The following is an 18,739-nucleotide window of genomic DNA, read 5'->3' on the forward strand; positions in this document are numbered from 1 at the left end:
CTCCTTTCCGATATCCGTCCGCACAGAAAAGGAAATTCAATCCTGATGGGCGTTCTTAAATATAGTCTATCATATCGCAGTCATTTTTGAAACAATCTATTGAAAAGCGGAGGCATTTCAGATATACTTTTCGTAAGGTAATACGCGATGCCCGGAGCTATCTGCATTTTGCGGTTTTAGCGTCGGGCAAATAAAAATTATGCAAAGGATGAAACCATGAATTACGAGGAATTTTACGCAGCGCTGCAGCCACAGGAAAAAGAGGTGAAGGACCGTCTTGCGTCTCTGCAGAAGCTTTTTAAGGCAGTGGGAAAAGAGACGGAGAGCGGAGACGTGAAAGGGCTTTCGCGCGATCTGAGCGCGATGGCGGAGGCGGCGGAGCTGCTTTTGGCTGCGCTGAAGGAGATGGATGGCACGGTTTCCGGTTTTGACACCAGAGCTTATTTTGAGAGCGGGGAGTTTGCGCAGCAGATGCTGGACGCCTGCAAAGAAAAAGGCGTGGATGTGCGTGGGGAATTTCCGGTTTACGAGATGTTCCCGTATCGCGTGAGGCTGGATGCGGAAAACCAGGATATTTATATCGACCGCAAAAAGGTGCAGTGTATGCGCCCGCAGAGCTTTGTGGACACGGTGAAGGCAGGGCAGGAAAAGCTGAATAAGGTGCATTTCAATGAGCTTAATTTTGTCAGCGAGCTTGCGGACGCCTACGATCTGGCGGCGTTGAAGCTGAATAAGCGTCCGGGAGCCGACATTTATCTGATGAGCCTGTATAAATTCCTGACACCGATGGGCCGTTTCCGAAAGGATTACGATCAGCAGAGCTTTGCGTTTGATCTGGCGAGGCTGTATTCGTCGGGAATCGAGGAGACGAAAAACGGAAGAAGGTTCCAGTTCGGTTCGAGCCGGAATCAGAGCAAGGCGATCCGCATTCTCGACAAGAACGGGAAGGAGCAGTATTTCGCAACTATCTGTTTCTATGAATAAGGAGCAAAAAGATGAACGAAGAATACAGCGGAAATGGGATTCATTTTCTCACGGATTTCTGGGAGGAAAAATACCTTCGCGAATATATCCGGGACGGCGGCAGCAAGATCAAATTTGTGACAGGCCGCCAGGGAAGCGGAAAAACGTACTTCCTGCAGCTTATGACAAAGCTTGCCCGCCAGGAAAACTACAAGACTGTGCGCTTCTCCGCGCGCGACGTCTGGATGCATGATTTCCGGGAAATTTACATAGAAATATTCCACCAGTGCGATATTCTGGATTGTCTGGAGGCAGTCAGTCATCATCTGATCCGCGAGATGGGGTTCGATGTGCAGGAGATCCCGGACGGGATGCGGTTCATTGATTATCTCTCGCAGAACGGGATGGGCGATGCGCTGACAAAGCGGGAGATCCGCGCGCAGCTAAAGCAGATTTTTCTTGACAATCCAATGCTGGACAACAATTTTGCCCTGGCGTGCAGTATGCTCACCGGAAGTATTCTGGGCTATCCGGTGCTGGAGGAGCAGAATCGTGAGCTGCTTCTGGCGTGGCTGGAAGGCGACCGGACGATCAAGCTTTCTCAGCTGCGGGCAATGGACTTCTATCCGAGCCGCATTACGCGGTATAACGCAAGACATATGCTGCGCTCGCTGGCGGAGGTCATCCGTATGGGCGGCTATTCCGGGTTGTTCATTGCGATTGACGATCTGGAAATTCTGATCAGCCGTTCCAGCCTGGAACCGATTCATTATACAAAGATGAAGCGCGAGGATACCTACGAGAGTATCCGTCAGCTTATCGACGATATTGACAGCATGAAGAATATCATGTTTGTGTACGCCTTTGACCGCAAGCTGATGGACGATGAGAACGCCGGTCTGAAATCGTACCAGGCATTGTGGATGCGCATTCAGAATGAGATCGTGGGCGAGCGGTTCAACCGTTTTGCGGATATGGTGGATCTGGATCGTCTGGCGGCGCAGGAATACACGCCGGAGGTGATCGTCTCGATGTCGGAAAGCATGGCCCAGATGCAGAAAAGCATTCCGGCAGCTCCGCTTAATAAAGAGGCGGCGGAGGAGATCGTGCGGCAGGCGCGCACCGGCGCGGTCGGCATTCCGCAGCTGATTCAGAATGCAATGCAGGAGGTGGACGAGGATGTATGATATCGAAGCGAGACATATTATCGAAGCGCTGCGTTCCGGCATTCCCTCGCGCGCGGTAGGGCAGTATTTTTCTGAGGCGCGCCCGAAAATTATGAAGGAAATCTCAAACCGGCTGGATATGGTCTGTGACCAGGGAAAATCCAGCGGAATGATCATCAGCGGAAAATACGGAGAGGGCAAGACGCATCTGCTGAATACGGTGTTCAACCTTGCGCATTCGAATAACATGGTTGTTTCATATCTTTCGCTGAGCAAGGAAACGCCGATGGACAAGCTGTATCTGGTCTATCAGAAAATTATACAGAATACTTACCTTCCGAAGCGGAGACAGCCGGGCTTTATGCACGAGCTGGAGAAGATATCCGCAAACAGTCCGGTTGCCAATGAAATGCTGCTTTATGCGGCGAAGCAGCTGGAAACAGATAAGCTGTATTATCTTTTCCGCTCTTATCTGAACACGGAGGATTCGGACGAAAAGTTTCTCCTGCAGGCGGATCTGGAGGGCGATTTCATTGCAAATGCGCCGCTGAAGAAGATTTATCGCCGTATTTTCAGCCAGCCTGCAAAATATAATGTGAATTTTACAAAGACGAAGCACTGCCGTGATTATTTCTCTTTCATGAGTCATCTGTTTACGCAGATGGGTTATCATGGGTGGGTGATTTTGATCGACGAAACCGAGCTGATGGGACGCCTTGGAAAGAAAGCGCGCCTGAACGCTTACCGGAACATGGCGGATTTCCTTTTGCCGGATCGGTGCCCGGAAAATACTTTCAGTATTTTTGCGCTCAGCGCGTCCTACGTGGAGGATGTCATCGAGGGTAAGCACGAGTACGAAAATCTTGAGGCGATCTACCCGGAGGCGCAGGAGCCTGCCAAAACCGTGCTGAATCTTCTTGTCGGCGCGCCGCAGCTTCTGCCGCTGACCAGGGACGAGATCAACGAAGTGCTCTGTAAAATACAGGATTTTCACGGCAGAGCCTACGGCTGGAATCCTGATCTTTCGGTCTCCACGCTTGCGGAGGCGACGCAGTCAGGCGGCTACCTGCTGCGCACCAAAATCCGGGCGGCGATCGAGTTTCTGGACCAGCTTTATCAGTATGAAAAGGCCGGGAAAACCACGATCAATGAGCTGGGGAAGGAGACGTTCGCTGAGGACGTGCCTTCGCTGGAGGAATTTGAGTAAAACGAACCAAAGAGAGCGCCCCGGACTGCGATGAATCTACATTGCGGTCCGGGGTATTTTTGCTGCCATGCATCCGAAGGAAACTGCCTGTGGCAGGTCCTGCAGGTGTTCCCAAAACCGGTAAAAAGTTTCCAAAATCATAATGCCGGGCATGTTATAATCCTGGTATCATAGCAGGGAGGTTACTGTGAACAGCAACCAGGGAGAGCAGAAATGACCAGGGAGGAGGAAAACGGGATTGTGAACATGGGAAAAATTAAGTATAATATGAAAAAGGGAGTGGGAGGGGTGAAATGGTGAAAAAGGAAAAGCTGAGAAGCAAGCGGTACTGGCTGGCAGCCCTGCTGTTATTTTTGTGCACGGTTTTGTTCTGCGCGGCTCCGGCGCACGCAGCAAAGCTAAACAAGACTTCCTTGAAAATCACAAAAGGGAAGAGCACATATCTGACAGTTTCCGGGACAAAGACAAAGCCGGTCTGGTCGACTTCAAATAAGAAAGTTGTCACCGTCAAAAAGTATTCGAAATACAAAGCAAAGCTGACGGCGAAGGGAACCGGGACGGCTTACATAACGGCAAGGGTAGGAAAGAAAACCTATAAGTGTAAGGTAACAGTACAAAAAGCGGTAAAAATCGCTGTTGCGAACAGCAGTCCAGGCGAGGCGCAGGCGGTGGCAGGCGCGCTGAAGAAGCTTGGGATAAATGCTGTGATCGTAAAATCGTCCGGCATCAAAGTGTCCTCCTATGATGGTCTGATCCTTCCGGGCGGGACGGACATCAACCCGGCGATGTACCATACAAAAAATAAGGGCAGCGTCGGGATAGATAATTCTCTGGATCGGCTTCACTATAAGCTGCTGGATAAGTTTGTGAAGGCGAAAAAGCCGGTGCTCGGCATCTGCCAGGGAATGCAGATGATAAATGTGTATTTCGGCGGGACACTGAAGCAAAACATCAAAAATCACCGCGGAGTAAACCATGCAACCAAAATCGAAGCCAATTCACGGATCGGAAAGATATACGGGAAAAGCCTTAAAGTTTTCAGCTCGCATCATCAGGCACCGCTTAAAATCGGAAAGAACCTGAGAGCGACGCAGTGGGCGAAGGACGGTACCATAGAGGCGTTGGAGCACCGGTCGCTGAAGGTGTACGGTGTTCAGTGGCATCCGGAGAGAATGAGCAAGGGCGGCAGCCTGCTGAAAAATTTTGCGGCCCTGTGCAGGGGATAGGAAATATTGCAACAGGAAGGACTGCCGGGTGATCGTGGAAAAGAAGGTCATTTCCGCCGACCGAAGCTCTTTCGGTAAAACATGATCGACATCGTGGTTGCGATGCTCCAGCCGACCGGCCATGCCATCCAGATGCCGGTGGAGCCGAAGATGCCGGAGAGCACGAAGGCAAGGACGACGCGCAGCACGAGATCGGTGAAGGTAGTGATCATGAACTGCTTCATGAGTCCGGCGCCGCGCAGGATGCCGTCTGCTACCAGCTTCATCGAGACGATGAAGTAAAACGGCGATACGATCCGCAGGAAGGTCTGTCCGCAGGCGAGTGCATTTTCCGAACTGTGATCCATGAACAGCAGCAGTCCCCAGTGCCCGGCGAAAAAGTAGAACAGAAAAAACGGAACGCACAGCAGCCATACCAGCTTTAATCCGGCACCGAAGCCTGCGTTTACGCGCTCGGTTTTGTTTGCCCCGATGTTCTGTGCGGCGTAGTTTGAGACGCCGTTTCCAAGCGTGGAAAAGGACGTGATCACGAGATTGTTCAGCTTGATCGCGGCGGAATATCCGGCGATGACGCTGGCGCCGAAGCTGTTGATCACGCTCTGGATCAGGATATTTCCTACGGAGATAAAGCTCTGCTGCAGGATGCTCGGAATCGCGATGACGGCGATCTTTGCGAACAGGGCTTTGGAAAACAGCGGGATGCGTCCCTGCGTCGGGACTGCCCGCAGCCGCTTTAACACAACCGCGATCGCCAGCACGCAGCTTACGCCCTGGCAGAGGAAGGTCGCCCAGGCGACGCCCGCAACGCCCATGTCAAAAGCGGTGACGAACAGAATGTCCACCGCGATGTTTGCCGTGGAGGAAACCGCCAGAAACCAGAAGGGTGTCCGCGAATCTCCGAGTGCGGAGAAAATACCGGTCGCTACATTATAAAAAAAACAAAAACGGAAGCCCCGCAATGTAGATGCGCAGATACAGAAGAGAATCCTCCATCAGCTCCTGCGGGGTTTTTATCATGGTCAGAAGCCCTTCGCAGAACAGAAAGCCGCCCAGCATCAAAGCGGCGCATAATACCGCGCTGGACGTCAGCGTCGTGTAGACGGCGCTCTTCATTTCTTCAAATTTTTTTGCCCCAAACAACTGCGAGACGATTACCGAGCATCCGATATTGCACCCGAACGCGAATGCGATAAAGATCAGCGTGATCTCATAGCTGTTGCCCACTGCAGCGAGGGCATTTTCTCCGATAAATTTGCCTGCAACCAGGCTGTCTGCAATATTATAAAGCTGCTGAAAGATAATGCCGCCGAACAGCGGCAGGCAGAATTTCCAGAGTACCGCAGACGGATTTCCGACTGTCAGATCCTTTGTCATATGTTACTTCCGAAAACCATTCAGTCCCCTGCCGCAGCAAATGCCCGGTCTGTGCTGAATGGCTGTATCCTTTCCTTTAAATTTGGAGAGCAATTTTACGCCACTGACAGTATACGCTTCTTATTAAAAAATGGAAAGAGGAAAAAATGAATAGGATTTTTCGATTATTTTGATAATGGTAAAACATCGTTAAAGAAATTGACATACCGGAAAGAAAAGGATATCATGAGTCAGAGAACCAGTTGACGGAAAACTGATTATCCGTGAAAGTGTGCAGAAAATGGAGGGAGAAAACTGATGGACAGAGATAACAAGATTTTGAGGATTGAAAAGCAGACAGACAATCCTTTTTTGAACATGTATGACCTGACGGCGCGCAATTGCGAGGGCGGGATTTTTCATTATTACTTCGCGTCGCGCGGCGAGGGCGAAAGTTTAAAATGTCTTACGCGTAAAAATACGCCGGAGGGAATCATGATCTATGCTGTCCTGAAAGATGATCCTTCGAAGGTGGTGCTGGTGAAGCAGTACCGCTATCCCATCAATGATTTTGTCTATGAAATGCCTGCCGGGCTGGCGGATGCGGGCGAGCGCATGGAGACGACTGCTGTGCGTGAGTTTCATGAGGAAACCGGCATGACGCTGGAGCTTTACGAGGGCGGCGACCCGGTGCTGCGGAATGCTTTTTACACCACGGTCGGGCTGACGGACGAATCGGTCAGCGTGTTGTACGGCTTTGCCGCCGGAAACCCGAACGGCGATTCCAAAGAGGCGACGGAGGATATTGAGGTGGTGATCGCTGACCGCGAGGAGGTGAAGCGCATCCTGCGCGAGGAAAAAGTGGCGATGAAGTGCGCGCAGTCGCTGATCCACTTTTTACATGCAGACCCGAAGGAGCCGTTTGCGTTTCTGGAGATGGAATAGTAGATTATGAAAGAAAAAAGGAGCAAGGTTATGGCGATTATTTTTGATGAGCAGCGGCGCGTATTTGCGCTGCATACCCCGAATACCACCTATATGATTGGGCTTTCCGACGAACCCGGCTACGTCGGGCACATTTATTATGGAAGAAGACTGGAGGATTTGAGCGCCGCATATCTGCTGCGCACCGAAGAAGCGCCGTTCACGCCGTCCGTTCACGCGCGGGAGAAGGGCACGTTTATGGACGTCTATCCGTTTGAGTATCCGGCGGAGGGGACGGGCGACTTCCGCGAGCCGTGTCTGACGGTTCGCACGGAGGAGGGGAACCGTGTCTGCGAGCTGCATTATAAGCGGCATGAGATTTATGCGGGAAAGCCTGCGCTTCCCGGGCTTCCGGCAACCTTTGGCAAGGAAGAGGAATGCCAGACGCTCGACATTTATTGCGAAGATGAGGTGATCGGGCTGGAGGTTGTGCTGTGCTACAGTGTGTTTGAAGACAGCGACGCGGTGATGCGCAGTGTGCGTGTGCGCAATTTATCAGAGAAAAAAATCTATCTGGAGCGCGTGCTGAGCGCCTGCCTGGATATGGATAACGAATCGTTTGAGCAGATCACGCTGAACGGCTCCTGGGCGCGGGAGCGCCATATCGAACGGCAGAAGCTGGCGCGTGGATATCAGGGTGTGTCCTCGGTGCGCGGAGAATCCAGCCATCAGAGTAATCCCTTCCTGGCTCTGGTGACTCCGGAAACCACGCAGGACGTCGGTGAAGTGTATGCGATGAATTTTGTCTACTCCGGCAATTTTCTGGCGCAGACGGAGCTGACGCAGCATGACGCGGTGCGCATGGTGATGGGCATTCATTCGCAGGGCTTCTGCTGGCGGCTGCTGCCGGGCGAGACCTTCCAGGCGCCGGAGGCAGTGCTGGTCTACTCGGACGCCGGGCTTGGAAAGATGACGAAAACCTTCCATGATCTGTACCGCAATCATCTGATCCGCAGCAAATATCTGCATCAGAAGCGCCCGATCCTGATCAACAACTGGGAGGCAACCTACTTTGATTTCGATTCCGAAAAGCTTCTGGCGATCGCCCGCCAGGCGAAAGAATCCGGCATTGAGATGCTGGTGATGGACGACGGCTGGTTTGGCAAACGAAATTCGGACGACTGTTCGCTCGGCGACTGGTACGTGAACGGGGAAAAGCTGAAGGGCGGACTGAAAAAACTGGTGGACGAGGTGAAGGCGCTCGGCATGAAATTTGGCATCTGGTTTGAGCCGGAGATGATCTCACCGGATTCCGACCTCTACCGTGCGCATCCCGACTGGGCGATCCGGACGCCGGGCAGAGAGCCTGTGATGATCCGTCGGCAGTATGTGCTCGATCTGTCGCGCCCGGAGGTGGCGGATTACGCCTATGAGTGCGTGGCTTCCATCCTGCGCGAGACAGATATTGACTATGTGAAGTGGGACATGAACCGCCAGCTCACCGACCTTGGCAGTGCCCGTCTGGAGGCGGACTGCCAGGGAGAGCTGTTTCACCGATACGTGCTGGGGCTTTATCATATGCAGGAGCGTCTGGTAACGGAGTTTCCGGAGCTTCTGCTGGAAAACTGCTCCGGCGGCGGCGCGCGCTTTGACGCCGGAATGCTCTACTACAGCCCGCAGATCTGGTGCTCGGACGATACCGATGCTTTGGAGCGCCTGGCGATCCAGGAGGGAACGGCGCTCGTCTATCCGCTCTCCGCGATGGGTGCGCACGTGAGCGACTGCCCGAACCATATCACCGGACGGCAGACGCCGTTTGAGATGCGCGGCTATGTGGCTCTGGCGGGCACCTTTGGCTATGAGCTTGATATCACGAAAATATCGGAGGCGGACCGCGCGCAGATCCCGCAGCAGGCGGACATGTATCACAAATACAACGACCTCGTGCGCGAGGGCGACTACGACCGCATTGCCTCTTACCGGGAAAATCATCTGTATGATTGCTGGCAGGTGACAGCGAAGGACGGAAGCGAGGCGCTCGTCACCTATATCCAGACGCTCGCCCGCCCCAACTATCATAGCCGTCGCGTGCGTCTCAAAAATCTGAAGCCCGACGCAAATTATTGGCTGGAGGGTACCGGCGAAACCTATAGCGGCGCCGTGCTTATGAACGCCGGAATCCTCGTGCCGCCGATGAAGGGAGACTTCGTCGGGAAGCTGTATTATTTTGTGAAGGTGGAGTAAACCGCTGCGGCAGGGCTGCCAGTGAAGGCTGAGGATAAAAGCGCAGGCAGATTGCTGGTGAAGGCTGCAGATGGAATGGCAGCCGGATTGCCGTCTGGGAACGCGTATGTGGAAAACAGAATAAAATATATGAGGAATGCCTGCCGGAAGAGAATCCCTTCCGGCGGGCATTATTTTTGCCGCTTTGCGGCGGCGCGCTCCGGCGGGTATAAAAATTTCCAAAGCTGCAAATTTTTTTAATATCATCCCAACAAAATCCCTTTCCCGTTCATCTAATAGGTGTAATATGTAAAAAGAGATCCGGACCTCTCAGGAAAGAAGGGAAATTACAATGAATCTATTAATAAGAAAGGCAAAGAAGCGCGACAAGGCGGCGTTCCAGGAGCTGATGGAGGAGCAGACTAGGGCGATGTATAAGGTGGCGAAGGCAATCCTGAAGAACGATGAGGACGTTGCCGACGCTATGCAGGACACGGTGTTGGCGTGCTGGGAAAAAATCGACACCCTGCAGAAGGATAAATATTTTCAGACGTGGCTGATGCGCATTCTGATTAACAACTGCAATGCAATCTGGCGCCAGCGCGCGCGGACGATTGCCGGCGGGGAGGTGCCAGAGGCGGCATTCCCGGAGGACGGATATGCGAACGTGGAGTGGGAGCAGTTCTTAAACTGTCTCGATGAAAAATATCGCACCGTTATTGTGCTGTATTATGTGCAGGGCTTTAAAACCAGAGAAATTGCCGAAATCCTGGAGGTAAATGAAAATACCGTGAGGGGCAGGCTGGTGACGGCGAGGAAAAAGTTGGAGGTCCAGTATACGAGCGGCAGCAAGATCATACGGCAGGCTGACCTTATGGACAATAAGTTGTTTTGCATGGCGGAAAGGAGAGTTTGAGATGGGCAGATTTGAAGATATGATTCATGGGCTGCAGGAGGATATTGAGATTCCTAAGCAGGTATTAACAAAATATACAGACACATTTTCACAGCTTCCCGATAAGGGAGAGCGGCATTCGCATCGGACGATCTGGAAAAATGCATGGGTGGTAGCGGCAGCGGCGGTACTGGCGGTTGGTGCGGCCAGCGTTGGCGCAGCGGCGTATATACAGTGGAGCAGATCGCTGGAGGAGGGAATGCAGATAACGCCTGAGCAGCGCGAGGAGCTGGTGGACAATAAAATGTTGACAAATTATTCCGGCTCCGGAAAGTCCGTCACGCAGGGAGATGTTACCGTGACACTGCTGGACTGCATAGTCGGTAATTACAGTGCGTTTATTTCCTTTAAGGTTGAGGGATACCAGCCGCCAGAGGGGATGCAGCCGCAATTCGCCTACGCCTATGCGGAGGTGGATGATGATGGGGACGGCATATATGGAGGCAGCGAATCCTATGACTTTTATGATGGTCTGGTCTCGGATGAAAACGGCATGGCGGCTCATGCGGACGGCACGCCGGTGGAAGAAGGGGAGCAAAGCAGCTACGTGCTGGAGGACGGGAGCATGGAATATCAGATATGGCTGAACCGGGATAAAAGCGATTACTATATTGGCAGACCCATCCATGTGGAGCTGCAGGACCTTGGCTATTATACCGGAAAGGTAAGCGATGTGGAGGTTGAGGCAGAGGGAACCTGGAGCTTCGACTGGACGCTGCCGGGAAAGGATATGACGGAAACGTATACGCTGGATGCAGAACTGGGAGAGAGCGGCGCGGTAGTGCAGCAGGCGGAGCTTTCACCGCTGTCCGCGGTAATTCTGTATGACTTCCCGAAACAGGAAATGACCGAGACTGGAATCGGCGCGGACGGAGAAGAGACCGTGCATACAACCTATGTGGAACCGCCCATCTTTGCCGGAGTGCGCATGAAGGATGGAACGATCTCGCTTCTCTATGGCGGAGGCAGTCTGGGATACACGGAGGAAAATCCCGATATCTTCAAATATATGACAACCTTCCAGCGAGTGATAGACGTGGAGCAGGTGGCGGACCTTTTGTTTTGGAAATCCTATTCGGAAACGGACACGGTGCCTGCAGAAGAGGAATTCTATATTGTGCCGCTTGGGTAGAAAGAGGGGGGATTTTTTAATAAATAAAGCTGACAGCTTGACAAATTGAAAAAAGCACATCATAATTAACTTGAAAGTTATTTACTTAAAAGTTAATTATGATGTGGAGATGTAGGAAATGCAGGATATTTTCATAGGGAGAGAAAAAGAACTTGCTGACCTGAATGAAATGTATGCACAGCACAAATTTCAGCTGTTTGTATTATATGGGCGCAGGCGTATAGGAAAAACGACTCTGCTCAATGAATTTTGCAAAGATAAAGACAATATTTTTTATTCAGCAGAGCAAAGTAACGAAAAATTAAACTTGGAGAAATTTTCAGTACAGGTATTTCAATTTTACAATGAAACGAACCTGGAATCGTTTTCGTCCTGGACCAATGCATTATCATATATTGATGAACGTCAGAAAGATCAGAGATTGGTGCTTGTAATTGATGAATTTCCGTATCTTGTAAGAAAGAACCGGGCATTGCTTTCGGAATTTCAGCATTTGATTGATCACCGCCTGAAAAATGGTAATTTGTTTATTGTACTGTGTGGAAGTTATATGGGTTTTATGGAAAAGGAAGTGCTTGGCTCTCAAAGTCCTCTTTTCGGAAGAAGGACCGGGCAGCTTCACATGAAGCCCTTTAGCTATCAGACGGGTGCTGAATTTATGGAGGGATTTTCTGATGCAGAAAAGCTGGAATTATATGGAGCGTTTGGGGGAACACCTTTGTATCTGCAGCAGATTGAAAAAAATGAAACCTTTGAAGAAAATATCAAAAGAGCATTTTTAAAAAATACATCTTATTTGTACGAGGAACCGCTTCTGCTTTTGCGCCAGGAAGTGCAGGAACCTGGTATATACAGTGCTATTATTGAAGCAATTGCGAGAGGATATACAAAAGCTAATGAAATTTCGACAAAGATAGGTGAAGATGCTGCAAAATGTCTGAAATATATTAAAACGCTCTGTGAGTTGGGAATTCTTTATAAGGAAACACCTTTTGGTGAGAAAGAATCTTCCAGAAAGACACTTTATGGAATATCTGACTTTATGTTCCGATTCTGGTACCGGTATGTTTTTACAAACAGAACCCTGATTGAAACCGGTGCAGGAGATGTCGTATGGATAAAACGGATAGAACCGGATTATAGCAGCTATATGGGTCTTGTATTTGAAAAAGTATGCATGGATTATATGATAGCACAGAATGCAAAAGGCAAACTGCCTATTCTGTTTACGTCTATCGGAAGATGGTGGGGAACGGATCCGGTTACCAGAAAGCAGGTGGAAATAGACCTGATTGCAAACGATGGGAAGGATTATCTGATTGGCGAATGTAAATGGCGTAATGAAAAACTTGATCTGGCAGTGCTTTACGGACTGCAGAAGAAAGCGGATGTTTTCAATCCCAGAAGAACAAATACGTGGTTTATACTTTTTTCAAAAACTGGTTTTACACAGGCAGTGACGGAAGAAGCAGAAAAAAATGAGAATATTATTCTTGTGGACATCAGAAAATTAATGGAAATGCGTTAAAACGACTGGGTGATTATTGTGCCGCTGGGGTAGAAAGAGGGGGATTTTTTAATAAATTCCAGGATGTATTCAGAAAAATGCTGCAGGATGAATTACGAATCTGGAAGATTCCCAGCTTCAATATTCTGAATGAAGAAATGGCAAAACAGAAGCAGTTTATGATATGATTTGGGGAGAATGACCGGACTTTGGAGGCTATCCGGTCATTTTTGCCCGTGGCTTATGATTAAAACAGGTATTTTATATCCAAATCGGGGAAAGCAATGATCGGCGCGGGAACAGCCGGATGTTCGGCGATCATTTTCTCCATCCAGACCATGTTGTACCAGGTGCCGAATTTGTAGCCGCACTTGTGGAATTCTCCGACCATATCAAAGCCGATGTGTGCATGAAACCGCACGCTGTTGTCGTCCAGATGCTCGTCCGGGATTTCCGGGAGACCGATGCAGGCATTCAGGCTGAGAATGTTCTGCGCCCGGGAGATTTCCTCGATTTTTTCATAGAGCATTTTCCCGATGCCCATTTTGCGGCAGTCCTCGCGCAGGTAAATGCTTGTCTCCACAGCCCAGTCATAAGCCGCTCTGCCGACGAAGGGACCGGTGTAGGCGTAGCCGAGAAGCTCGCCGTCCTTTTCCGCGGCAATATACGGGTAACGCTGCAGCGTTTTGCGGATGCGGTTTTGAAATTCCTCTAATGTCGGCACGTCATATTCAAAGGTGATCGCCGTTTTTTCTACATAGGGTGTGTAAATATCTAAAAGCTGCTGCGCGTCATCCGGTGTGACGGCGCGGATGCAAATATCTTTTCTGTTTATCATGCGGATTCCTTTCTGAATTTCTGTAGTATATAGCATAATTTTTTTGACAGAACAGGGGGCGTGCTTCCGGTAAAAAGGGTGCAGGCGCAGCGGCTCCGTTTGTGTCAGAAATAAGTATATGCCTAGTATATACAATATGCAAGCGTGATTTTCATTGACAAGGGTGGAAAAACTGGATATTGTAAAAGAAAGAATACACTTTCGGATGCGGAGCGTCTGAAAAAATTTTGAGCGGGCAGGAATGACCGGCGGAAATGAGGAAACGTATGGAAAAGAATGAAAAATGGCTCGATTGGGCGGTAGAGCTGCAGAGCATCGCACAGGCAGGTTTATTTTATGGAAAAGACAGCTTCGATCTGGAGAGATACGGGCGTATCCGGGAGATTGCTGCGGAAATGCTCAGCTATAAGACGGAAATTCCGCTGGAAAAGGTGAAGGATTTGTTCTGCGGCGACGTGGGTTATCAGACGCCAAAGCTTGATACGCGCGCAGCGATTTTTAAGGACGATAAAATTCTTCTTGTAAAAGAGAAAAACGGAACCTGGTCATTGCCGGGCGGCTGGGTGGACGTCAATGTATCCGTGAAGGAAAACATCATAAAAGAAGTAAAGGAAGAGGCCGGGCTGGACGTCACCGTCGATCTCGTGATCGCGGTGCAGGATCGCGAAAAGCACAACCTTCCAATCTATGCCTATAAGATCTGCAAGGTGTTCGCGCTCTGCTCCGTCACCGGCGGTTTCTTTAAGGAGAATATTGAAACTGTGGAGAGCCGCTATTTTGGCAGGGACAAGCTGCCGCCGCTCGCGCAGGAAAAGAATAACGAGGAGCAGATTTTGATGTGTTTTGAAGCGTATCACGCGGAGAACTGGAAGACGCTGATTGATTAAGAGGGAGACTTTTATGAGACGCAAAGACAGAGAAGTAACGGATTTCGAGGAATTAATTGCGATCATGAAAAAATGCGATGTGTGCCGTATCGCTCTGAACGACGGCGGCTATCCTTATATATTGCCGCTCAATTTTGGGCTGGCGGTGAAGGATGGCAGGGCGGAGCTTTATTTTCACGGCGCACCGGATGGCACGAAGTATGAGCTGATGCGGCAGGACAGCCGGGCGGGCTTTGAGATGGACTGCGGACACGAGCTGTGGTGCGGGGAGGATAACTGCAGTTGTACGATGGATTATGAGAGCGTGATCGGGCGCGGACATATTGAGATGGTTCCCGATGAGGAAAAGCTTGCGGCGCTGCGGATTCTCATGGAGCATTACCGCGAAGGGGATTTCCCGTTTAATCCGGCGGTTGTGGCGAAAACCAGGGTATTTAAGCTCGTTGTCGAACAGATGACCGGGAAAATTCACGACAAAAAGAGGCGCAGCCATGCAGAGCAGAGAAAGCAAAAATGAGATATCTGCCGCCCGGGGAAATTTTCCGGGCGGTATTTTCACTCCGTCACTTCCGCCGGATTTACATGCACCATAATATGTTTAATTTTCGGAAAACTCTGCTCGATATCATCATGCACCGTCTCGGCAACCTTGTGCGCTTTCCAGAGCGGATAGGAGCCGTCCACAAGAATTTCGATATCCACATATATTTTGTTGCCGAATATACGCGTCTGGAGCAGGTCAAGCCCAAGCACATTGGGATTTTTCATTGCGCAGTCGCGAATCTGGCCTTCCGTTTCCTCGTCGCAGGAATGATCTACCATCTTATCAACCGCATCCTTGAAAATATCAAATGCTGCTTTCACAATAAACACGAAAATAACCAGGCTGGCGATGGAATCCATGATCGGGAAGCCTAGCCTTGCGCCTGCGATACCGATGAGCGCGCCGACGGAAGAAAAGGCGTCGGAGCGGTGATGCCAGGCGTCCGCCATCAGAGCGCTGGAATCAATTTTTTTCGCGTAGAACCTGGTGTACCAGAACATCATTTCCTTCACCGCGATGGAAATAACGGCGGCAGCCAGCGCCAGAATACCCGGTACCTGCAGATTGCTGTAATCGCCGCGCAGAATGTCCTGCAGTGCATCCGCACCAATACCGAGTCCGGTGATAAAAAGTACCATTGCGAGGACGATAGCGGCGACACACTCCATCCGCTCGTGCCCGTAGGGGTGTTCGCGGTCGGATTCCTTCGATGCAAGCCGGATGCCGATGATCACCACAATCGTGCTGAACACATCGGACGCGGAATGAACGGCGTCGCTGATCATTGCGCTGGAATGCGCGAAAACTCCGGCAAACAGTTTGAAAACGGCGAGCAATGCATTTGCTGCGATCGTTACAGCCGATACCTTGTTGGCGGTTTTCTGAAAATCATTTTCCTGTGCGATTCTGTTTTTCTCCATATCAGTTACCTCCCAAAGATAAGATAGCTCTATGGCACTAAATATATGTGGGGTTTTCGAAGAATTGCTTTTTTGAATAAAAAAACACCCACGAATCAGTATAAGCAACAACTGTCCCGTGGATGAAGCTTCCACTGTCACGCATGTGACCCGACTCCACAGCAATCCGCTGCGGTCTGCTCAGTTTGTACTGTAGATTTATATGCAGTGCAAAGAGTTATTGTAGAATAGCACGGATGCCAGTATTTGTCAACAGGTTAGTCCAGACTTTTTGAAAGTTAGTCTGGACTTTTTGAAACAAAATGTTATAAAAACAAATCTGGTAAAAAATAAAGAAAATTAATATCATAAACAGTTGACATTAAAGCACATATCATATATAATACAACTCAAAAGAAAGGAGGAAGAGTATGACGGGCATTTATTTATTACCTTTTTTGGCGGCAGCGGTTCTTTGCGATTTATACCAGAGAAAGATACCAAATGCCCTGATCATGGCCGGACTGATTACAGGTGCGGCGTATCAGTGGAGCGCGAAAGGTCCGCCGGGGATGTTTGCATATGCAGGCGGAGTATTACTTCCTCTGCTGATTCTTGGCATCCTGCACTATTTTCGGATGCTTGGGGCGGGCGATATAAAACTTCTTATGATGTCGGGCGGATTTTTCGGCGCGGCAGGAAGTCTGAAATGCATCTGTTTATCTTTTCTTGCTGCCGGGGCTCTATCTCTGGCAGTGCTTGTCAAACACCGTATTCTGAGGCGGCGTCTGAACTATTTTGTCCAATATATAAAAAAAATCCGGCAGGGAGGGAAATGGACTCCCTATATCCAGGAACGGGAAAATCCGGCATATCTTTATTTTTCCATTCCGGTTCTCATTGGAAGTCTGCCGTTGATGGGAGGATTTTTATGAAGAAACAAAAGTTTGCTATTTTAGATATGGAAGAAACGTATGCGTACAATCTGATGGAATACCTGTCGGAGCGGCAGAGCATGCCTTTTGAGACACTGGTATTCGGCAGTGTGGAAAGTCTGCGGGCATATGCGCAGCAGAATACGCTGGATTTGCTGCTTGTTTCCGCAAAAATGATGTGTGAGGAAATCAGGCATATGAATATCCGCAGGATCATGGTACTCTCCGAGGGCGAGGCGCCTAGGGAATATGAGGACTGTCCGGCGGTATACAAATATCAGTCGTCGGAGAGTCTGGTTGCGGAGGTGATGAGCTGCTATGCGCGTCAGGAAGTTCCGCCGCAGCAGGAGCTTGCCCTGAAGCGCCGCGTAAAGATATGTGGAGTATACTCCCCTGTCAGCCGCTGCGGAAAAACCTGCTTTGCGCTGACGCTCGGACAGATACTGGCACAGCACCAGTCTGTACTTTACATCAATCTGGAGGATTATTCCGGTTTTTCCTCGCTGCTGGATCGTCAGGCATCGTCGGATATTTCCGATGTCATGTATTTTTTGCGCCAAAATCGTGGAAACGTTGTTTTAAAGCTGAATGCTGCCATGCAGAAGCTTGGCGGCATGGATTACCTGCCGCCTACGCCCTGCTCGCAGGATTTGCGGGAGATCAATCTGGCGGAGTGGATACAGCTTTTAAATGAGCTGGTTTCGTTCAGTGCGTATGAGACGATAATTCTTGATATCGGACAGCCGATCGGCGAGGTGTTTTCGCTGCTTTCACAGTGCGGCGTCATTTATACGCCGGTCTGCGAGGATACGGTGTCGAAAGCGAAAATTGCGCAGTATGAAAACCTGTTGAGGGAAATGGATTTTGAGGAAATCCTGGAAAAATCACGCAGAATGGTGCTGCCATTCTGCGCGCCGGTGATGCAGGGAGAATATTTTCTGGAACAGCTGACGGACGGACCGATGGGAAATTTTGTGCGCGAGATGCTGGAGGAGGAAGCGTATGGAGCGGGAGCAGGCGGAATTTAAGGAACTCCACGGCAGATTGATGGAGCTTCTGGATACCGGGCGCGATATCAGTGACGGAGAAATCTATGAGCAGATAGACCGGTTACTGCTAAGGAAGGACGATGGGGCGTACCGGAGCCTGCGCAGGCGGGATGCACTGCGCACGGAGCTGTTCAATTCCGTGAGAAAGCTGGATCTTTTGCAGGAGCTTGTGGACAATGATCAGGTAACAGAGGTTATGGTGAACGGTCTGGACGGTATTTTTATCGAGCGCTCCGGACGGGTGGAAAAGTGGGAAAAGGGTTTTACCTCACAGGAAAAAATTGAGGATCTTGTGCAGACGATCGCCGGGAGGAGTAACCGTATCGTAAACGCTACGGTGCCGATCGTGGACGCCCGTCTGGAAAACGGGGCGCGTGTGAACATGGTGCTTCCGCCGGTTGCCATAAACGGTCCGATCATTACCATCCGTCAGTTTCCCAAAAGACCGATTACCATGCAGCAGCTCGTTGCGTGGGGCGCTGTTACGGAGGAAGCCGTGCAGTTTCTGCGCAGGCTGGTAATTGCCGGATACAATATTTTCATCAGCGGCGGCACCGGCTCCGGCAAGACCACATTTTTAAATGCGCTGTCAGATTTTATCCCAAAGGATGAGCGCATCATCACCATTGAGGACAATGCGGAACTGCAGATACAGGGTGTTTCCAACCTCGTCCGGCTGGAGGCGCGCAGGGAAAACACCCAGGGCGAGCACGCCATCACCATCCGCGACCTCATTCGCGCGAGTTTGCGTATGCGGCCGGACAGAGTTATCGTAGGCGAAGTGCGCGGAGAGGAGACGATCGACATGATCCAGGCGATTATATGTACTATATAACAATTATATATATAACGTGTATAAGGATGGAAAATATAGATTAGATGTTAGTGATTTCATGAGCTGTCACTGATATGATTTTATCACTTGTCAGCA

General features: G+C 50.2%; 18 protein-coding genes and 1 riboswitch. Of the genes, 14 read left to right on the top strand and 4 right to left on the bottom strand.

Annotated features, from left to right (window positions below):
• Positions 1-216: 216 nt before the first annotated feature.
• The 4 genes from ACLU9Q_RS13490 to ACLU9Q_RS13505 all read left to right on the top strand — a co-directional run bounded on the left by ACLU9Q_RS13490 (position 217) and on the right by ACLU9Q_RS13505 (position 4,562).
• Positions 217-984 carry a hypothetical protein gene (locus ACLU9Q_RS13490; RefSeq protein ID WP_296906174.1) on the top strand — a complete coding sequence of 256 codons (768 nt, stop codon included), beginning with the start codon at positions 217-219 and terminating at the stop codon, positions 982-984.
• An 11-nt stretch (positions 985-995) separates the two neighbouring features.
• Complete coding sequence (locus ACLU9Q_RS13495; RefSeq protein ID WP_296831290.1) at positions 996-2,150, top strand: BREX system ATP-binding domain-containing protein; 1,155 nt, start codon at positions 996-998, stop codon at positions 2,148-2,150.
• Positions 2,143-3,336 carry a BREX system ATP-binding domain-containing protein gene (locus tag ACLU9Q_RS13500; protein WP_296831287.1) on the top strand — a complete coding sequence of 398 codons (1,194 nt, stop codon included), beginning with the start codon at positions 2,143-2,145 and terminating at the stop codon, positions 3,334-3,336. The genes ACLU9Q_RS13495 and ACLU9Q_RS13500 overlap by 8 nt, the downstream gene beginning before the upstream one ends.
• A 293-nt stretch (positions 3,337-3,629) precedes the next feature.
• A complete protein-coding gene (locus ACLU9Q_RS13505; protein ID WP_412625410.1) occupies positions 3,630-4,562 on the top strand; it encodes a gamma-glutamyl-gamma-aminobutyrate hydrolase family protein in 933 nt (310 codons plus the stop codon).
• Positions 4,563-4,609: 47 nt separating this feature from the next.
• Here ACLU9Q_RS13505 and ACLU9Q_RS13510 read toward each other — a convergent pair whose 3' ends face one another.
• A complete protein-coding gene (locus ACLU9Q_RS13510; protein WP_412625411.1) occupies positions 4,610-5,521 on the bottom strand; it encodes an MATE family efflux transporter in 912 nt (303 codons plus the stop codon).
• A complete protein-coding gene (locus tag ACLU9Q_RS13515) occupies positions 5,490-5,936 on the bottom strand; it encodes an MATE family efflux transporter (RefSeq protein WP_412625413.1) in 447 nt (148 codons plus the stop codon). The genes ACLU9Q_RS13510 and ACLU9Q_RS13515 overlap by 32 nt, the downstream gene beginning before the upstream one ends.
• 297 nt (positions 5,937-6,233) lie before the next feature.
• On the opposite strand from ACLU9Q_RS13515, the gene ACLU9Q_RS13520 reads away from it, so the two are divergent.
• From ACLU9Q_RS13520 to ACLU9Q_RS13540, 5 genes are all read left to right on the top strand, one after another.
• Complete coding sequence (locus ACLU9Q_RS13520; RefSeq protein ID WP_296831281.1) at positions 6,234-6,860, top strand: NUDIX hydrolase; 627 nt, start codon at positions 6,234-6,236, stop codon at positions 6,858-6,860.
• Between the two features lie 30 nt (positions 6,861-6,890).
• On the top strand, positions 6,891-9,083 hold the full coding sequence (locus tag ACLU9Q_RS13525; RefSeq protein ID WP_296831279.1) for an alpha-galactosidase: 2,193 nt from the start codon (positions 6,891-6,893) through the stop codon (positions 9,081-9,083).
• 331 nt (positions 9,084-9,414) lie between these two features.
• On the top strand, positions 9,415-9,978 hold the full coding sequence (locus ACLU9Q_RS13530; RefSeq protein ID WP_296831277.1) for an RNA polymerase sigma factor: 564 nt from the start codon (positions 9,415-9,417) through the stop codon (positions 9,976-9,978).
• 1 nt (position 9,979) lies between these two features.
• Positions 9,980-11,149 (top strand): DUF4179 domain-containing protein, encoded by a 1,170-nt coding sequence (locus tag ACLU9Q_RS13535; RefSeq protein ID WP_296831275.1) that lies wholly within the window; start codon positions 9,980-9,982, stop codon positions 11,147-11,149.
• 118 nt (positions 11,150-11,267) lie between these two features.
• Positions 11,268-12,677, top strand: a complete 1,410-nt coding sequence (locus ACLU9Q_RS13540) for an ATP-binding protein (protein WP_296906177.1) — start codon at positions 11,268-11,270, stop codon at positions 12,675-12,677.
• 226 nt (positions 12,678-12,903) lie between these two features.
• On the opposite strand, the gene ACLU9Q_RS13545 is transcribed toward ACLU9Q_RS13540, so the two are convergent.
• The gene (locus tag ACLU9Q_RS13545; protein WP_296831271.1) at positions 12,904-13,494 is read right to left on the bottom strand and encodes a GNAT family N-acetyltransferase; all 591 of its coding nucleotides are present in this window, start codon (positions 13,492-13,494) and stop codon (positions 12,904-12,906) included.
• A gap of 266 nt (positions 13,495-13,760) precedes the next feature.
• Between ACLU9Q_RS13545 and ACLU9Q_RS13550 the strand changes: the two genes are divergently transcribed.
• Both ACLU9Q_RS13550 and ACLU9Q_RS13555 read left to right on the top strand, forming a co-directional pair.
• Positions 13,761-14,381, top strand: a complete 621-nt coding sequence (locus ACLU9Q_RS13550) for an NUDIX hydrolase N-terminal domain-containing protein (RefSeq protein WP_296831269.1) — start codon at positions 13,761-13,763, stop codon at positions 14,379-14,381.
• 13 nt (positions 14,382-14,394) lie between these two features.
• Positions 14,395-14,898, top strand: coding sequence for a pyridoxamine 5'-phosphate oxidase family protein (locus ACLU9Q_RS13555; RefSeq protein ID WP_296831267.1), 504 nt, complete (start codon positions 14,395-14,397; stop codon positions 14,896-14,898).
• A gap of 38 nt (positions 14,899-14,936) precedes the next feature.
• Here ACLU9Q_RS13555 and ACLU9Q_RS13560 read toward each other — a convergent pair whose 3' ends face one another.
• Positions 14,937-15,845 (bottom strand): cation diffusion facilitator family transporter, encoded by a 909-nt coding sequence (locus ACLU9Q_RS13560; RefSeq protein ID WP_296831265.1) that lies wholly within the window; start codon positions 15,843-15,845, stop codon positions 14,937-14,939.
• Positions 15,846-15,954: 109 nt separating this feature from the next.
• Positions 15,955-16,039: riboswitch (NiCo riboswitch) on the bottom strand.
• Positions 16,040-16,255: 216 nt separating this feature from the next.
• On the opposite strand from ACLU9Q_RS13560, the gene ACLU9Q_RS13565 reads away from it, so the two are divergent.
• From ACLU9Q_RS13565 to ACLU9Q_RS13575, 3 genes are read left to right on the top strand one after another with little or no spacing between them, the layout of a single operon-like run.
• Positions 16,256-16,759 carry a prepilin peptidase gene (locus ACLU9Q_RS13565; protein WP_296831263.1) on the top strand — a complete coding sequence of 168 codons (504 nt, stop codon included), beginning with the start codon at positions 16,256-16,258 and terminating at the stop codon, positions 16,757-16,759.
• A complete protein-coding gene (locus ACLU9Q_RS13570; RefSeq protein ID WP_296831261.1) occupies positions 16,756-17,787 on the top strand; it encodes a hypothetical protein in 1,032 nt (343 codons plus the stop codon). The genes ACLU9Q_RS13565 and ACLU9Q_RS13570 overlap by 4 nt, the downstream gene beginning before the upstream one ends.
• Complete coding sequence (locus ACLU9Q_RS13575) at positions 17,762-18,643, top strand: CpaF family protein (RefSeq protein ID WP_412625415.1); 882 nt, start codon at positions 17,762-17,764, stop codon at positions 18,641-18,643. Before ACLU9Q_RS13570 ends, ACLU9Q_RS13575 begins: the two co-directional genes overlap by 26 nt.
• The last annotated feature ends 96 nt before the right edge of the window (positions 18,644-18,739 follow it).

This window comes from Marvinbryantia sp., from assembly GCF_047017445.1.
Lineage (GTDB): Bacteria > Bacillota > Clostridia > Lachnospirales > Lachnospiraceae > Marvinbryantia.

What these genes read in the sequence shown, in the direction of transcription:
- ACLU9Q_RS13490 (WP_296906174.1), top strand. Translation starts at nt 217, where the DNA reads ATGAATTACGAGGAATTTTACGCAGCGCTGCAGCCACAGGAAAAAGAG.
- ACLU9Q_RS13495 (WP_296831290.1), top strand. Translation starts at nt 996, where the DNA reads ATGAACGAAGAATACAGCGGAAATGGGATTCATTTTCTCACGGATTTC.
- ACLU9Q_RS13500 (WP_296831287.1), top strand. Translation starts at nt 2,143, where the DNA reads ATGTATGATATCGAAGCGAGACATATTATCGAAGCGCTGCGTTCCGGC.
- ACLU9Q_RS13505 (WP_412625410.1), top strand. Translation starts at nt 3,630, where the DNA reads ATGGTGAAAAAGGAAAAGCTGAGAAGCAAGCGGTACTGGCTGGCAGCC.
- ACLU9Q_RS13515 (WP_412625413.1), bottom strand. Translation starts at nt 5,936, where the DNA reads ATGACAAAGGATCTGACAGTCGGAAATCCGTCTGCGGTACTCTGGAAA.
- ACLU9Q_RS13520 (WP_296831281.1), top strand. Translation starts at nt 6,234, where the DNA reads ATGGACAGAGATAACAAGATTTTGAGGATTGAAAAGCAGACAGACAAT.
- ACLU9Q_RS13525 (WP_296831279.1), top strand. Translation starts at nt 6,891, where the DNA reads ATGGCGATTATTTTTGATGAGCAGCGGCGCGTATTTGCGCTGCATACC.
- ACLU9Q_RS13530 (WP_296831277.1), top strand. Translation starts at nt 9,415, where the DNA reads ATGAATCTATTAATAAGAAAGGCAAAGAAGCGCGACAAGGCGGCGTTC.
- ACLU9Q_RS13535 (WP_296831275.1), top strand. Translation starts at nt 9,980, where the DNA reads ATGGGCAGATTTGAAGATATGATTCATGGGCTGCAGGAGGATATTGAG.
- ACLU9Q_RS13540 (WP_296906177.1), top strand. Translation starts at nt 11,268, where the DNA reads ATGCAGGATATTTTCATAGGGAGAGAAAAAGAACTTGCTGACCTGAAT.
- ACLU9Q_RS13545 (WP_296831271.1), bottom strand. Translation starts at nt 13,494, where the DNA reads ATGATAAACAGAAAAGATATTTGCATCCGCGCCGTCACACCGGATGAC.
- ACLU9Q_RS13550 (WP_296831269.1), top strand. Translation starts at nt 13,761, where the DNA reads ATGGAAAAGAATGAAAAATGGCTCGATTGGGCGGTAGAGCTGCAGAGC.
- ACLU9Q_RS13555 (WP_296831267.1), top strand. Translation starts at nt 14,395, where the DNA reads ATGAGACGCAAAGACAGAGAAGTAACGGATTTCGAGGAATTAATTGCG.
- ACLU9Q_RS13560 (WP_296831265.1), bottom strand. Translation starts at nt 15,845, where the DNA reads ATGGAGAAAAACAGAATCGCACAGGAAAATGATTTTCAGAAAACCGCC.
- ACLU9Q_RS13565 (WP_296831263.1), top strand. Translation starts at nt 16,256, where the DNA reads ATGACGGGCATTTATTTATTACCTTTTTTGGCGGCAGCGGTTCTTTGC.
- ACLU9Q_RS13570 (WP_296831261.1), top strand. Translation starts at nt 16,756, where the DNA reads ATGAAGAAACAAAAGTTTGCTATTTTAGATATGGAAGAAACGTATGCG.
- ACLU9Q_RS13575 (WP_412625415.1), top strand. Translation starts at nt 17,762, where the DNA reads ATGGAGCGGGAGCAGGCGGAATTTAAGGAACTCCACGGCAGATTGATG.